The sequence below is a fragment of the Sphingomonas sp. FW306-05-A genome (genome assembly GCF_058782275.1).
This window is the reverse complement of record NZ_JBYSXN010000002.1, coordinates 802,823-817,731: the sequence shown is the minus strand read 5'-3', so window position 1 is coordinate 817,731 and position 14,909 is coordinate 802,823. Positions and strand designations below refer to the sequence as shown.

The 14,909-nt window shown below is 63.7% G+C and carries 12 protein-coding genes and 1 tRNA gene; 5 read left to right on the top strand and 8 right to left on the bottom strand.

Going from position 1 to position 14,909, the window contains the following annotated elements:
- The first annotated feature begins 11 nt into the window (after nucleotides 1-11).
- Nucleotides 12-440, top strand: a complete 429-nt coding sequence (locus AC3WJR_RS12630) for a hypothetical protein (protein WP_492725385.1) — start codon at nucleotides 12-14, stop codon at nucleotides 438-440.
- A 55-nt stretch (nucleotides 441-495) separates the two neighbouring features.
- Nucleotides 496-1,965, top strand: coding sequence for a hypothetical protein (locus AC3WJR_RS12625; RefSeq protein ID WP_492725384.1), 1,470 nt, complete (start codon nucleotides 496-498; stop codon nucleotides 1,963-1,965).
- Here AC3WJR_RS12625 and AC3WJR_RS12620 read toward each other — a convergent pair.
- The 8 genes from AC3WJR_RS12620 to AC3WJR_RS12585 form a co-directional block, all read right to left on the bottom strand.
- Complete coding sequence (locus AC3WJR_RS12620) at nucleotides 1,957-2,313, bottom strand: tRNA-binding protein (protein ID WP_492725383.1); 357 nt, start codon at nucleotides 2,311-2,313, stop codon at nucleotides 1,957-1,959. The genes AC3WJR_RS12625 and AC3WJR_RS12620 overlap by 9 nt on opposite strands.
- Nucleotides 2,300-2,971: a glutathione S-transferase family protein gene (locus AC3WJR_RS12615; RefSeq protein ID WP_131526591.1), complete on the bottom strand. Its 672-nt coding sequence runs from the start codon at nucleotides 2,969-2,971 to the stop codon at nucleotides 2,300-2,302. Before AC3WJR_RS12615 ends, AC3WJR_RS12620 begins: the two co-directional genes overlap by 14 nt.
- A 284-nt stretch (nucleotides 2,972-3,255) precedes the next feature.
- A complete protein-coding gene (locus tag AC3WJR_RS12610) occupies nucleotides 3,256-3,696 on the bottom strand; it encodes a hypothetical protein (protein ID WP_492725382.1) in 441 nt (146 codons plus the stop codon).
- A gap of 189 nt (nucleotides 3,697-3,885) precedes the next feature.
- Nucleotides 3,886-8,406 carry a glutamate synthase large subunit gene (gltB, locus tag AC3WJR_RS12605; protein WP_492725381.1) on the bottom strand — a complete coding sequence of 1,507 codons (4,521 nt, stop codon included), beginning with the start codon at nucleotides 8,404-8,406 and terminating at the stop codon, nucleotides 3,886-3,888.
- Nucleotides 8,403-9,158, bottom strand: a complete 756-nt coding sequence (locus AC3WJR_RS12600; protein ID WP_492725380.1) for a DUF2059 domain-containing protein — start codon at nucleotides 9,156-9,158, stop codon at nucleotides 8,403-8,405. Before AC3WJR_RS12600 ends, gltB begins: the two co-directional genes overlap by 4 nt.
- The gene (locus AC3WJR_RS12595) at nucleotides 9,155-10,597 is read right to left on the bottom strand and encodes an NAD(P)-dependent oxidoreductase (protein WP_492725379.1); all 1,443 of its coding nucleotides are present in this window, start codon (nucleotides 10,595-10,597) and stop codon (nucleotides 9,155-9,157) included. The genes AC3WJR_RS12600 and AC3WJR_RS12595 overlap by 4 nt, the downstream gene beginning before the upstream one ends.
- A 159-nt stretch (nucleotides 10,598-10,756) precedes the next feature.
- On the bottom strand, nucleotides 10,757-11,566 hold the full coding sequence (locus tag AC3WJR_RS12590; RefSeq protein ID WP_492725378.1) for an undecaprenyl-diphosphate phosphatase: 810 nt from the start codon (nucleotides 11,564-11,566) through the stop codon (nucleotides 10,757-10,759).
- An 80-nt stretch (nucleotides 11,567-11,646) separates the two neighbouring features.
- Complete coding sequence (locus tag AC3WJR_RS12585; protein WP_492725377.1) at nucleotides 11,647-12,582, bottom strand: complex I NDUFA9 subunit family protein; 936 nt, start codon at nucleotides 12,580-12,582, stop codon at nucleotides 11,647-11,649.
- A 97-nt stretch (nucleotides 12,583-12,679) separates the two neighbouring features.
- On the opposite strand from AC3WJR_RS12585, the gene AC3WJR_RS12580 reads away from it, so the two are divergent.
- The 3 genes from AC3WJR_RS12580 (at nucleotide 12,680) to AC3WJR_RS12570 (ending at nucleotide 14,302) form a co-directional block, all read left to right on the top strand.
- A tRNA-Leu gene (locus AC3WJR_RS12580) sits at nucleotides 12,680-12,766 on the top strand.
- A gap of 242 nt (nucleotides 12,767-13,008) precedes the next feature.
- Entirely contained in the window at nucleotides 13,009-13,902 is an 894-nt protein-coding gene (locus AC3WJR_RS12575) for a DNA/RNA non-specific endonuclease (protein ID WP_492725376.1), read from the top strand.
- A complete protein-coding gene (locus tag AC3WJR_RS12570; RefSeq protein WP_354279298.1) occupies nucleotides 13,892-14,302 on the top strand; it encodes a hypothetical protein in 411 nt (136 codons plus the stop codon). The genes AC3WJR_RS12575 and AC3WJR_RS12570 overlap by 11 nt, the downstream gene beginning before the upstream one ends.
- The last annotated feature ends 607 nt before the right edge of the window (nucleotides 14,303-14,909 follow it).

Here is a 14,909-nt window from a genome sequence, read left to right as displayed (position 1 = left end):
GGAGAGACTTGATGACCCGTTCCTTGTTCCCCCGGCTGACGATCACTGCCGCTGCACTGGCGGCGGCAGGTTCCGGCTTGTTCGTGTCGGCACCGCTTGCCGCGCAGAACGTGCCGACCCCGACGATGACGATCTACGGCAACCAGAAATGCCCGACCGACACCAACGGCAACGAGATCGTCGTGTGCGTGCGGCGTGCCCCGGGTGAGCAGTTCCGCATCCCCAAGGAATTGCGCGAACTGGAAGTGACACCCGAGAACCAGAGCTGGGCGGCCAAGGCAGAAGCGAACGACAAGGTCGGGGTCGAGGGAATCGGCACCTGCTCGACGGTCGGTGCGGGCGGCTCGATGGGGTGCCTCGCGCAGCGCGGTCAGCAGTATAAGCGCGAGCGCCAGGCCACCAAGAAAGACCAGCGCGCGGTCGACCGGGCGCTCGAATAGCGGGTCGGTGCGGACCGCTGCTGACCCGCGCTTTAGGATGACCGCAGACAACCGAATGTCGCGGCCAGATGCGGTCCGCGGCCCGCCTGCGGTCGCGGCAATGCTGTTCGCGCTGGTCTGGTTGTCGTGCGTCTGGTTCGGCTCCTATGCGTTCAACCCCAATAACGCGACGCGGTTGTTCGCGGCGCTTGCGCTGGTCGAGCAGGGCGACGCGCGGATCGATCACTACCAGTCGCTGACGATCGACAAGGCGCAGTTTGGCGAGGGTAGCGCACGCCATTACTATATGGACAAGGCCCCCGGCATGACGCTGATGGCGGTCCCCGCCGTCTGGGCAGCCGACCGCTTGTCCGGTGCGAAGGCTAGCGATCAGGTCATCGACATCGCCAATCCACGACTGATGAAGTTCCTTGGTATCCGCCTTGCCGCAGTCGTTGCGTCCAGCGTCGCGCTGCTCACTGCATGTGCCGCCGTGCTGTTACTCGATCTCGGGACGGGGATCACCGGCAGTCCCGCGGCGGGGCTGTTCGCCGCGCTAGGATATGCACTGGGGTCAATCGTCTGGGGCTGGTCGACCAGCCTGTTCGGCCATGCGCCGGTGGCGGCGCTGCTGGTGATTGCGACCTGGGCGATCTGGCGCGGGACGTCGGGGCCACGCGCGCTCACGCGTTGGCGCTATCCGGTACTGGCGGGGCTTGCGCTCGGCTGGGCGGTGGCGGTCGAGTTTCAGGCGGCGCTCAGCGGCATCGCGATCGGCGTTTGGGCGCTGTGGCGCACGCGCAGTGCCGTGGCGCGGGTTCGTGGCCGGATCTATGGCATTACGGTGATCTGTGCGGGGGCGGCGATCGTGCCGGTAGTGGCGTATAACATGATCGCCTTCGGCACGCCGTTCATGCTGGGATATCAGGGTGTCGTCGGTTTCGACGGGATGAACCAGGGGCTGTTCGGACTGACCTATCCCAAGCCGGTAGCGATGTGGGGGATCGTGTTCGGGTTGCGACGCGGACTGTTGTGGGTGTCGCCCGTGCTAATCGTCGGCGGCGTCGGGTTGGCCCGCATGATCCGCCGTCCCGCTACGCGCGATCTCGGCTGGCTCGCGGTGGCGGTGGTCGCGATCGTCGTGTCGGTCAATGCGTCCTATTTCTACTGGGACGGTGGGGCCTCGGTGGGGCCTCGGCATTCGGTTCCGGCGATCGCGTTCCTTGGCCTCGGGCTCGCACCGTTCTGGGCATCGCTTTCCAGCGATCGGGCGCGGTATGCGGCGGCTGCACTGCTGGCGGTGTCGATCGTCATCAACCTGATCATCGCCAGCACCGACATCTTCGCGGCGGAGACGATGGCGGTGCCGGTGTGGACGCGGAATTTTCTCGGCCTGTTCCTGACTGGCAAGCTCGAGACGCTCCCCAATCTGTTCTGGGGCTGGAACGCGTGGTTCGGCTTTGCGCTCTATCTCGACATCGCGCTGCCGCTGCTCGGCTTGATCGTGTGGCAGACGCAGCGTGCGGAACGCAGGCTGTCAGAATAGACGGCTGCCGTTCGGGACCGGCTGGTCCGGCGCGATCAGCACGACTTCGCCCGCTTCGTCCGGGAAGCCGAGGGTGAGCACTTCGGACATCACCGGCCCGATCTGGCGCGGCGGGAAGTTGACGACCGCCGCGACTTGCCGCCCGACCAGCTCGTCCAGCGTATAGTGCACCGTGATCTGCGCCGACGATCGCTTGGTCCCGACCTCGGGCCCGAAGTCGATCACCAGCCGGTAGGCGGGCTTGCGCGCCTGCGGGAAGGGGAGCGCTTCGACGATCGTGCCGACGCGAATGTCGACCTTCAGGAAATCCCCGAAGTCGATCCGGGGAGTAGGCTCAGAAGTCGACATCGTCATAATGTTTCGGCGCCATGATTCCCTCCATCCGCTCGGACAGCAACGGGCGGAAGCTCGGGCGGCTCTTGAACCCGCGATACCATTTCGCGGTCTGTTCGTGATTCTTCCAGTCGATCCCGCCGAGATAGTCCGCGACCGAAATCTGCGCCGCGGCGGCGAGATCGGCAAGGCTCATCGTCGCGCCCGCCATCCAGTTGTGATGGTCGAGCAGGTAATCGGTATAATCGAGATGGCGGACCGCCGCTTTCATCGCGTCGCGAAGCCGCTTCGAATCGGGCGGCTCCTTCGTGACCAGGCGCTTTTCCATCCGCTCATGCAGCAGCGGCGCGACGATATCGGCGAAGAACTGCGTGTCGAACCACGCGACGAGGCGGCGAATTTCCGCGCGGCTGGTCGCGGTGCCGTTGATCATCGCGGCCTTCTCGACCGTTTCCTCGAGATATTCGCAGATCGCCATGGAATCCATCAGCAGGATCCCGCGCGTCTGGTCCGCCAGCACGGGGACTTGCCCCGCCGGGTTCATGTCGAGGAATTCATCCCGCCGATCCCACGGGCTTTCGCGGACGAGTTCATAGCCGATGCCCTTTTCGCCGAGCAGAAGCCGGACCTTGCGCGAGAACGGGCAGAGCGGGAATTGATAAAGTTGCCACATGCCCGTGGTGGTAGGAGGTGTGCGGCGCAGGGGGAAGATGGCGCGCAGGAATTATCGGTCGGGCGACCGACGAAGCGGGATGATGCGGCGCTGGACCGCCTCCTGAACACTCCTCCAACCTTCCCCGGCAAAGGCCGGGGCCCAGGAGCGCAACGGAGGAGAAAATCGGCCGCGCTACGTTACTCCGGCCATCGCCACTGGGTCCCGGCCTTCGCCGGGAAAGCGTGGTGCAAAAGCAGTGCGAAAAAACTGGCGCGAATGGCGTAAAACCCGTCGCGCGCGCGCTAATTACGTGCCGAATCTAGACCCAGATTGGTGCTTCCCAGCACAGTACGAAGCCGTTCTGCGGTGCGCTGGAGCTCGGCGGACATGCTGGCGAGATCCTTCGCGGCCTGCCCGGTCGCGGCGACCGCGCCCTTCGCACCCTTATGGATATGGTCCGCATACTGCGGGTCCTGCCGCCCGATCACGTCACCCAGCGTGTCCTCCTGACGGATGCCCGTGTCCGGACCTGCCAGTTTGGCAACCGGCCCCACGCGAGTCTGGAGCAAGGCCCCCGCATATTGGTCGACGACCGCGGCAAGCCCTTCCTGGATCAACGGATTCGACAGCAGCGCGCCGACCTGTGCCGCATCGATCTGCGGCGCGGGGCGGGGAGCAGGCTCCCGCGCGAACGCCGGGGTGGCGGCGGTGAGGGCGAACAAACCCAGGAGATACAGGCGCATAGCGTACCTTTTTGGTGTGCGGTCAGGCGGCGCTTATAGCAGCTTTTAGGGCGCGCGTCGATTAGCTGGCCGGCTCGTGCTCCCGCGAAGGCGGGAGTCCAGGGTCGCAAACGCCAGCAGACGTTGTTTTGCAAAACCTTGGATTCCGGCTTTCGCGGGAGGACGGCAGAACGAACGCAAGAAGCCGCCTTACTCCGCCGCCACCTGCTCCACCCGATCGTCGAGCGGATGGCTCAACCGGGTCAGCATTTCCTTGGGCACCACCTGCCAGAACCGATCCACCACGCGGCCCCAGTCGTCGAGCAGCGCACCCGACCATTTGCTATCGGTTGCCGCATGATGCGCGCGGATCATGCCAAGCAGCACCGCTTCCCAATGCAGCGACGACAGCCGGTTCCACGTGATGTTGTCGGGGTTGGCACGCCGCGCGAAGCTGCCGTCGGCGTCGTAGATGAACGCCATCCCGCCGGTCATCCCCGCACCGAAGTTCGCGCCGACCGGTCCGAGCACGACCGCAGTCCCGCCGGTCATATATTCGCACCCGTTCGCCCCACAGCCCTCGACCACGACGTTCGCGCCCGAGTTGCGGACGGCGAAGCGTTCGCCCGCCTGGCCAGCCGCATAGAGGCTACCCGAGGTTGCGCCGTAGAGCACGGTGTTGCCGATGATCGTATTGTCCTGCGACGCGAGCGGCGAACTCACCACCGGGCGCACCGCGATGATGCCGCCCGACAGACCCTTGCCGACATAATCGTTTGCGTCGCCAAATACTTCGAGTGTGATCCCCTTGCACAGGAACGCGCCGAGGCTCTGGCCCGCCGACCCACGCAGCCGGACGTGGACGTGCCCGTCTGCGAGTGCCGACATGCCGAAGGTCCGCGTGATCTCGCTCGACAGCCGCGTGCCGACCGCGCGGTGCGTGTTGCGCACCGAATAGGTCAGCTGCATTTTCTCGCGCCGGCTGAACACCGCGCCCGCATCCTTGATGATCTGCGCGTCCAGGCTGTCGGGGACTTCGTTGCGCCGACCGGTCAGGCTGAAGCGGCGCTGGTCGTCGGGCGCATCGACCTTGGCGAGGATCGGGTTGAGATCGAGATCGTCGAGATGCTCCGCACCGCGGCTGACCTGGCGGAGAAGCTCGGTCCGGCCGATCACTTCGTCGAGGCTGCGGAACCCCAACCGTGCCAGGATGTCGCGGACTTCCTCGGCGATGAAGGTCATGAGATTGATGACCTTTTCGGGCGTACCGGTGAACTTGTCGCGCAGCTTCTGGTCCTGCGTGCAGACGCCGACCGGGCAAGTGTTCGAATGGCACTGCCGCACCATGATGCAGCCCATTGCGACGAGCGACAGCGTGCCGATCCCGAATTCCTCGGCGCCGAGGATCGCCGCGATGACGATATCGCGCCCGGTCTTGAGGCCGCCATCGGTGCGCAGCTTGATCCGCCCGCGCAGGCCGTTGAGCGTCAGCGTCTGGTTGACCTCGGACAGCCCCATTTCCCACGGCGTGCCGGCATATTTGATGCTGGTCTGCGGGGAGGCCCCGGTGCCGCCGACATGCCCTGCGATCAGGATGACGTCGGCATGCGCCTTGGCCACGCCCGCCGCGACCGTGCCGATCCCGGCGGACGAGACGAGCTTGACACACACGCGCGCGGTCGGATTGATTTGCTTGCAGTCGTAGATGAGCTGCGCGAGATCCTCGATCGAGTAGATGTCGTGATGCGGCGGCGGCGAGATGAGCGTTACGCCCGGTGTCGCATGGCGCAGCTTGGCGATGAACTCTGTCACCTTGAAGCCGGGCAGCTGCCCGCCTTCGCCGGGCTTGGCACCCTGCGCGACCTTGATCTCGATCTCCTCGCAGGCGTTAAGGTACTCTGCCGTAACGCCAAATCGCCCGCTGGCGATCTGCTTGACGCCTGAGTTGGCATTGTCGCCATTGGCGTAGGGTTGATAGCGTGTGCGATCTTCGCCGCCTTCGCCCGACACCGCCTTCGCGCCGATCCGGTTCATCGCGATCGCGAGCGTCTCATGCGCCTCGGGGCTGAGCGCGCCGAGCGACATGCCCGGCGTCACGAAGCGCTTGCGAATCTCGGTGATCGCCTCGACCTGGTCGACCGGGATGCCCTCGTCAGGATATTTGAACTGAAGCAAATCACGCAGATAGACCGGGGGCAGTGCCTCCACCCCGCGGGCGAATTGCAGATAGGTCGAATAGCTGTCGTTCGCGACCGAGTTCTGCAGCAAGTGCATCAACTGCGCCGAGTAAGCGTGCGTCTCGCCGGTGTGGCGCTGGCGATAGAAACCACCGATCGGCAGCGTGGCGACGCCCTCGTCGAACGCCTTGTCGTGGCGAAGCTGTGCGTTGAGATGGAGCGAGGCATAGCCTTCGCCCGAGATCTTCGCGGGCATCCCCGGGAACAGGTCGTTGACGAGCGCACGGCTGAGGCCGACCGCCTCGAAGTTGTAACCACCGCGATAGCTGGAGATCACAGCGATCCCCATCTTCGACATGATCTTGAGCAGGCCCTCGTCGACCGCCGTGCGGTGCCGCCTGAGACATTCGGCCAGGGTCAGCTCGCCGAACAGACCACGCGCCTGGCGATCCGCAATCGACGCTGCGGCCAGATAGGCATGGACGGTGGTCGCGCCGACGCCGATCAGCACCGCATAATAATGCGTGTCGAGGCATTCGGCGGTCTGGATGTTAATGCTCGCATAGGAGCGCAGCCCCATCCGCACGAGATGCGTATGCACCGCCGCCGCCGCGAGCACGCCCGCGATGCCGATCCGGTCGACGCCGATCGCCATGTCGGTCAGGAACAGTTCGCTCTTGCCCTGGCGCACCGCCGTCACCGCTTCGGCACGGATGCGGGCGATCGCGGCACGGAGCGTCTCCGGCCCGCCGCCTGCCTCGAAGGTGCAGTCGATCTCTGCCGCCTGCGCGCCGAAATGCGCCTTGAGCTGCGCCCAGGCGGTGCCATCGAGCACCGGCGATTGCAGCACCAGCACGCCGTCGCGCCGATCCTCGGTGTCGAGGATGTTGGCGAGATTGCCGAACCGCGTCTTGAGCGACATCACATGGCGTTCGCGCAACGGGTCGATTGGCGGGTTGGTGACCTGGCTGAAATTCTGGCGGAAGAACTGGCTGATCAGCCGCGGCTTGTCCGAGATCACCGCGAGCGGCGTGTCGTCGCCCATCGATCCGATCGCTTCCTTCGCACCCTCGACCATCGGCGACAGGATCAGCTCCATGTCCTCGAGCGTCTGCCCGGCCGCGACCTGACGGCGGGTGAGGTCGGCACGATCGAAGCGCATGATCGCGTCCTCGGCGGGCTGCGGCAGCGCCTCGATCCGCTTGAACGCACCGATCATCGCGGCGTAATCGGCTTCGCCCGCGATCTGATCCTTGATCGCGCGATCGTGGTACAGCACGCCCTCGTCGAGATCGATCGCGAGCATCTGGCCCGGCCCGAGCCGACCCTTTTCGATGATCGTCGATTCAGGCACGACGACCATCCCGCTTTCCGACCCGACGATGACGATCCCGTCGACCGTGCGGACATAGCGCAGCGGGCGGAGCGCATTGCGGTCCATCCCGGCGACCGCCCAGCGGCCATCGGTCATCGCGAGCGCGGCGGGGCCGTCCCACGGCTCCATCACCGATGCGAGATACTGGTACATGGAGAGATGATCGGCGGGCATGTCGATCGAATCCGCCATCGCCTCGGGCACCAGCATCAGCTTGGCGGTCGGCGCATCGCGACCCGAGCGGCAGATCGCCTCGAACACCGCATCGAGCGCGGCGGTGTCGGACGCGCCCGCCGGGATGACGGGCTTGATGTCCTCGGACTGATCGCCGAACGACAGGCTCGCCATCTTGATCTCGTGGCTGAGCATCCAGTTCTTGTTGCCGCGGATCGTGTTGATCTCGCCATTGTGCGCGAGGCAGCGGAACGGCTGCGCCAGCCACCATTGCGGGAAGGTGTTGGTCGAATAGCGCTGATGGAAGATCGCGACGCGGCTCTCGAACCGCGGGTCGCGCAGGTCGGGGTAGAACACCGACAGCGATTCCGCGAGGAACAGGCCCTTGTAGATGATCGACCGGCACGACATCGAGCAGACGTAGAAGCCCTGGATTTGCGCCGCGATCACGCGCTTCTCGATCCGGCGGCGGACGAGGTAGAGGTTCTTCTCGAACTCGGCGGCGGTCTGTTGGTCGGGCAGGGGGCCCGCGATCATGATCTGCTCGATCTCGGGACGAGTCGCCTGCGCCTTCTGGCCGATCACCGACACGTCGACCGGCACCTGGCGCCAGCCGTAGATGGTATAGCCTTCCTCGATGATCGCGCTTTCGACGATCGTGCGGCACGCCTCCTGCGCGCCGAGATCGGTGCGCGGCAGGAAGATCATGCCGACCGCGAGGCGGTTGGGCATCTGGCGATGGCCCGAAGCGGCGACCGCATCGTCGAAGAATTTGAGCGGGAGATCGATGTGGAGGCCAGCGCCATCGCCGGTCTTGCCATCCGCATCGACCGCGCCGCGGTGCCACACCGCCTTCAGCGCATCGATCGCGGATTGCACGACCCGGCGCGACGGCGTGCCATCGGCCGCGGCGACCAGGCCGACGCCGCAGGCGTCGCCCTCGAATTCGGGGCGATACATGCCGTGTTCGGCGAGGCGGAGGCGTTCGGAGTCCATGTTGGTCATGATGTGCCCTTGGGGTCTTGCAGCTTGTTCTCTTCGGTACCCATCGCCTTCGCAAGGCGCGCTTTCTCAGCCGGGGTCAGGTCTTCCATCCGTCGCGGCGGCGGCAGCGCGGCGGTCGCTCTCGTGGCCGCCTCCATGAAATGCGGCATTTGCTGCATCATCCTGGGCATCATGTCCTTCATCGTATTCATGACCGCAGGATCGGTCATGATCGTGGTGACGGTCGCCGCATATTTCGCCCCGGTCGGCGTTCCGAAATAACGATCCAGATCGGTCAACTCGGCGAGTGAGAAACGATTGGCATAGGCATGCGCCATCCCGTCGCGAAGCTCGGGCTCCATCGTCGTGAAGAAGTCGCCCATCGCCCCGAGCATCGCGTGCATCGTGAGTTGCTGACGCTCCTCCCAACGGGGGTCGTAGATCGCCATGATCTGGGTGAGATCGACCTTGTCGAGTTTTTGCGCATCCTCGACCTTCATCCCGCCCATTTGCGCGATCTGGCCGAGCGGCATGGCTTTCATGGCACCGCCCACGCTTCCCATGATCGCGTCCATCGAGCCCGACATGAGCTGCTTGTAGACGCCGGGGGGCAGGAGCCGTGCAGCGACGCGCCGCGCTACCGCCAGCCGGGCGGGATCCGTCGGCGCGCCGGGTTGTGCGGCAGTTTGAGCGACGGATGTCGGCGCGCCCTGGGCAAAGGCGGATGGCCCGACCAGGGCCAGCGCGCCCGCGACCACACAGGCGTATCTCACGCTGCAACCTTCGCGGTCCGCGCCTTCGCCTTCAGGAAGTTATGCATGGTCGCCGCAACGTCACGTCCGTCGCGGATCGCCCACACCACCAGCGACGCGCCGCGCACGATGTCGCCCGCCGCGAACACGCCGTCGAGCGAGGTCATCAGCGTCTTGTTGTCGACCAGCACCGTGCCCCAGCGCGTCACGCCAAGCTCCGGCGCGTCGAACAGCCGCGGCAGATCCTCGGCGTCGAAGCCGAGCGCCTTGATGACGAGGTCGGCCTGCAGATCGAACCCGCCCTCGGGGTCGATCTCGGGCGCACGCCGACCGCTCGCATCGGGGGCGCCGAGCCGCATCGCGCTCGCCTTCACGCCCGCCACGCGGTCTTCGCCGACGAAGCTTTCGGGCGCGGAAAGCCAGACGAATTCGACGCCTTCTTCCTCGGCATTGTTCACTTCGCGCTGCGAGCCCGGCATGTTGGCGCGGTCGCGGCGGTAGAGGCACTTCACCGACGCGGCATCCTGACGGATCGCGGTGCGCACACAATCCATCGCGGTATCGCCGCCGCCGATCACGACGACATGCTTGCCTGCCGCATTGAGGCTGCCGTCGTCATAAGCGGGGACGGCATCGCCGAAATTCTTGCGGTTGGAGGCGGTGAGGAAGTCGAGTGCATCGACCACGCCGTCACGCTCGACGCCAGGCGCCTTGATCGCGCGCGCCTTGTACACGCCGGTCGCGATCAGCAGCGCGTCGTGGCGCTGGCGCAATTCGTCGAGCGTCGCATCGCGACCGACCTCGAAGCTTTCGTGGAACACGATCCCGCCCGCCTTGAGCCGCTCGACGCGGCGGGTAACGACGGGCTTCTCGAGCTTGAAACCGGGGATGCCATAGGTCAGCAATCCGCCCGCGCGATCATAGCGGTCGTAGACGTGAACGTCATAGCCGTTGCCGCGCAGATACTCCGCCGCGGACAGGCCTGCCGGGCCAGCACCGATCACGCCGACCGACTGGCCGCGTGCGGGGCCGACGACGAGCGGCTCGACCCAGCCTTCTTCCCAGGCGGTGTCAGTGATGAACTTCTCGACCGCGCCGATCGTCACCGCGCCGTGACCGGAGAATTCGATCACGCAATTGCCTTCGCACAGCCGGTCCTGCGGACAGATCCGGCCGCAGATCTCGGGCATGGTCGAGGTTGCGTTGCTCAGTTCATAGGCTTCGCGCAGACGCCCCTCTGCGGTCAGGCGGAGCCAGTCGGGGATGTGATTGTGGAGCGGGCAATGCACTGAGCAATAGGGCACGCCGCATTGCGAGCAGCGCCCGGCCTGTTGCTCGGCATCGGGGACCGCATAGCGATCCGCGATTTCCTGAAAATCCTCAGCCCGCAGTTCCGGGTCGCGCTTGGCCGGATAGGCCTGATCGCGATCGACGAACTTGAGCAGCAAAGAGTCGGCCATGCACGCATCCTTTCGAGAATGCGGCGCTTATCGTACTATTATGTCGCTGTCACCGCAAAAGTGGCATATGTGACAGTAACACTGACCTATAAAAAGTCAATTGGCATTTGGGTCCGGCCGGAACGAGGTTCTGAAACGTTTAAAAGTACCAATGTGGACCTATAACGTTGAAAGACATGCCAGGGCGATCGCGCCAGCGATGATACGGTACACCGCAAACGGAACGAACCCATAGCGCGTCACCACGCCGATGAACCACTTCACCACGAGCAAGGCGACGACAAACGACACTGCGAAACCCAATGCGATCGCGCCGAGCCCGACGCCTTCGCCGCTCATCATCTCATGGCGGTTCTTGACCAGCTCGAGCGCGGTTGCCCCCAGCATCGTCGGAATCGCGAGGAAGAAGCTGAACTCCGCCGCGGTCCGCCGCTCGACGCCGAGCGCGAGCGCGCCGAGGATCGTAGCACCCGAGCGACTGACGCCGGGGACCATCGCCAGGCACTGCAGGAAGCCGATCCCGATCACCTTTGGTAGTGGAATATCGGCGACTCCGACGATGTCGCTCTTGGGGGCAAGCCGCTCGACCGCGATGATCGCGAGCCCACCGACGATCAGCGCGACTGCAACCACCTCGGCGTTGCCGAGTAACGCTTCGATCTGCTTGTGGATCGCCAGCCCGATCACGGCGGCGGGTATGAACGCGACCAGCAGGTTGCGGATGAACAGCAGCGATTTGGGTTCGCGCTTCATCACGCCCATGCCGACCGCCCAGAACGTCCGCCAGTAAAGCGCAACGATCGCGAGGATCGCGCCCAGCTGAATGATCACGTTGAACGCGCCCCAGCGTGCGGCGTCATAGCCGAGCAGCTTGGTCGCCAGGATGAGATGGCCGGTCGAGGAGACAGGCAGGAACTCGGTGACCCCCTCGACGATGCCGAGCAGGATGATGCTGATGATCTCGTTCACGTACGTTCCCTTCTGCCGCCCCCAGGTCTGTCCCCCCGGGCGCGATTACCGCGATGACCGCGTTGACCGCCGCGAGTGCCTCAGGCCGCGGCCGCCATAGAGAAGCGTCCCCCCTTGCGATACCGCACCAGCCAGTTCGGTGCGACCGCGTCGAGCGGCGTGGGCGTGATGCTCAGCGCTTCAAGACCGTTAGCGCCTTGGGCCACGACATTGTCATGCGCCAGCATCCGCCACTGGTCCTTGGTGATCGGCGCGCCGGGCAGGAATCCGAGCCCCGCGATCGCCGCGCCGATCGCGTCCGGCAGGTCGACAATCCGACGCTTGTGCCCGGTCGTCTTGGCGATCCAGCGCACCAGCGCGCCCATCGTGATCGTATCGGGTCCGCCGAGTTCGAACGTCTTGCCCGCGGCGATCGTGGGCTCGTCGATCGCCTGCACGACGGCCTGTGCGACATCGCCGACATAGACCGGCTGGAACTTGGTGCCGGTCCGCAACACCGGAACGATCGGCGCGCTGCCGATCATCGCGGCGAAGCGGTTGAGGAACTGGTCCTCGCGCCCGAACACGATCGAGGGACGCAGGATCGTCGCAGCGGGGAAGGCGGCGCGGACCGCGGCCTCGCCATCGCCCTTGGACCGGCCATATTCCGATTCGGATGCGCTGTCCGCACCGATCGCGGACATGTGGACGAGCGTCTCCACCCCGGCATGCGCCGCAGCCTCAGCGACGATTCGCGCGCCATCCACCTGAATTTTCTGAAAATCGCCGGCAAGGATCCCGACGAGGTTCACCACCGCATCCGCGTCGGCAACCGCGCGGGCGATCGATTCGGGCTTGGTGATGTCGACTGCGACGAATTGCGTCTGGCCAAGCCCACCCTGCGTCTTGAGGAAAAATGCCTGCCGCGGATCGCGCTGCGCAATCCGCACGCGCGCACCACGTTCCAGCAGCGCCTGCGCCACATAGCGGCCGAGGAAACCCCCGCCGCCGATCAAAGTCACCAGCTTGTTGTTCATCGAAAGCGCCTTCTCGAATGTCGATCTGTCCTCTGCCTAGCATCGTGCGTGTTGACAAGACCAACGACGCTCCCCTAAGGCCCGCCACCTACCCAGTGCCCGGATGGCGGAATTGGTAGACGCACCAGCTTCAGGTGCTGGCGATCGCAAGGTCGTGGAGGTTCGAGTCCTCTTCCGGGCACCAGTCTTTAGACTACTCCATCTCGTACAGGACGATCTATGGTATCCGATAGGGGTGCCATGGCGTTAATCTTGACATGTTGGAAAATGTTGCTCAAATGTTCTCGTCGTATCGATGGGGGCGAGGCGGCATGATACAGTCTGCAAATCACGAGCGACAGACAGCGTTTTCTCGGTAGTTGCGAACAGGCAGACTGCCACGCATCTCGAACCCGGACGTCGTCGAGTTCAAATTCAGTCATTGGCATGATCCGGCAGATGGCCGTTTTACGTTCGCGGGTTCGGGGCGCGCTTACGGGCGAAGCGATGGGAATGGGTCTTCTGGCGGCGGGATGTCCGGCAGCGGCGGCAGTCCTGCGGCACGATCGGCAGGGGCACCGCAATCTCGAAATCCGGAAGATCGCCATAAGCCACGCGCAGTTCCGGCGCCCTATCCCCAAAGCAAGATTTCACGTCCAGCGGCGACATCGCCGAGAGCTGCCAAGCCAAACCCCAAGCCGAAGAATGGCCCGACTGGTGCGGGATTCACAGGTGGTGGCGGCGGTCGCTTCGGGAGGTGGCGGGGCCTCATCGAGCGAGCCCTGGATTGATGATCCTGAAAAACAGCTGCAGGTGTCAGACAGCACCATAGCAGCCGGCAAGCAGCAAACAGCAGAATCAAAGACACGCCTTGAAGAACGGTCCGGCTTTTCCAATAGCGCGCCGCAAATGCATAGCGAAGTTCGCAACGGTTACGAATATCAGATCGATGACAAAGGGCGAACGCGCAACGTTTCCGGTGCACTTGTACTGGCCGGCAAGCAGGTGCGGTCCCGCACGGCGCAGGCGCAGGCGGGCGGTGTCGAACGGAAGCCTACGGATGATGGTGGCCATTATGTCGCTGCGCGATTCAATGGGCCAACCGAGGCGTTCAATCACTTCGCGCAGAATGCCAATTTCAATCGCGGCGGTTATCGTGTGCTCGAGGATGAATGGGCGAGAGACAAGCGCACCGGGCGAACCGTGACGGTCAGAATCGTTCCGCAATTCGATGGCGGATCAGTGCGCCCATCGGTGATCGATGTGTGGTGGAGAGTCGACGGTAAAGAGAAGAGTGCGAAATTCCCCAACAGACAATCGGAGAGAAATCGTGGCAAATGATGAGGTCAATGCTCTGCTCGACGAGATTGGACAATTGTTGGCGGCAGACCGCGCATATCCATTAGAACCCACACTGCTTTATGCTCAGCTCGATGACAACATGGTCGGAGAATCAATCTTCAAGGAACTGGGCAATCAAATCCTGTATCGTCGGCCAATAAACAGGCGACTGCCTTTTGCGCTGCTTGAACTGTGGGAAGCCCAGGAGGGCGATGAACGTTGGATGGAGTTGGAGTATCTGTATCGCGACGGCAGGTTTGAGGTTGTGTATATCTATCCTGAAGAGATTGATCCCGACGAGGATGTCGTCGAGCGTCGCGCGCGTGCGGTTCAACGGCGTTTTGGCGAAAAGCCGATCGTCTATCCACCCTGGCCACCTGAGGACGGGGTACTGGACTGATGTATAATGACACGCTGGTTGATTAGGCATAATAAATGCTCATCCATGAATAGTATTATCGCCATATAACCGTTGCTGTAAGGTAATATCATTTATAAAAGCTTTAAATACTTGAAGTGGTAACTGTATACAAACCGTAAACATTTGAAGATATTGGATTTTTGGCAAACTATATACAGTTGTCCTCGCCGCACAGAAAGCAGGGGCGGCAGGATTTACATATTCGATGTCGAGTGACGACGAGCTTTTTGAGTTGGCTGCGGACCGGGATATGGCCGACCGTCACCATTGCCGGATTGCCGAAACGATCAACTAGGTTCTTGTAACGGAGAAATACGCCCACACTGATCTATATCGCTCGTGGGTTGATGCGATTAACCAAGCGCCTCCGCGTGATCTTAGGGCGTGCTGCCGGATCGATCGGGGGCAATATCGGGTTGACTGCGGTACTTGGGGCAACGCTGACAAAATTCCCACCTTGCGCCAATTGCGCGCGCTTCAAGCGCTCGTGCCCTAGGAACCGTCCCAGATAGGCTGGGTAAAGGAGACCTTTGTGTCTGAAAAGCCTTGGAAAGCCTATAACGCCACCACCACGGGCGCACGGCCC

Excerpts from the sequence above, each read along its gene's own strand:
- AC3WJR_RS12630 (WP_492725385.1), top strand. The coding sequence starts at position 12 with ATGACCCGTTCCTTGTTCCCCCGGCTGACGATCACTGCCGCTGCACTG.
- AC3WJR_RS12625 (WP_492725384.1), top strand. The coding sequence starts at position 496 with ATGTCGCGGCCAGATGCGGTCCGCGGCCCGCCTGCGGTCGCGGCAATG.
- AC3WJR_RS12620 (WP_492725383.1), bottom strand. The coding sequence starts at position 2,313 with ATGTCGACTTCTGAGCCTACTCCCCGGATCGACTTCGGGGATTTCCTG.
- AC3WJR_RS12615 (WP_131526591.1), bottom strand. The coding sequence starts at position 2,971 with ATGTGGCAACTTTATCAATTCCCGCTCTGCCCGTTCTCGCGCAAGGTC.
- AC3WJR_RS12610 (WP_492725382.1), bottom strand. The coding sequence starts at position 3,696 with ATGCGCCTGTATCTCCTGGGTTTGTTCGCCCTCACCGCCGCCACCCCG.
- gltB (WP_492725381.1), bottom strand. The coding sequence starts at position 8,406 with ATGACCAACATGGACTCCGAACGCCTCCGCCTCGCCGAACACGGCATG.
- AC3WJR_RS12595 (WP_492725379.1), bottom strand. The coding sequence starts at position 10,597 with ATGGCCGACTCTTTGCTGCTCAAGTTCGTCGATCGCGATCAGGCCTAT.
- AC3WJR_RS12585 (WP_492725377.1), bottom strand. The coding sequence starts at position 12,582 with ATGAACAACAAGCTGGTGACTTTGATCGGCGGCGGGGGTTTCCTCGGC.
- AC3WJR_RS12575 (WP_492725376.1), top strand. The coding sequence starts at position 13,009 with ATGATCCGGCAGATGGCCGTTTTACGTTCGCGGGTTCGGGGCGCGCTT.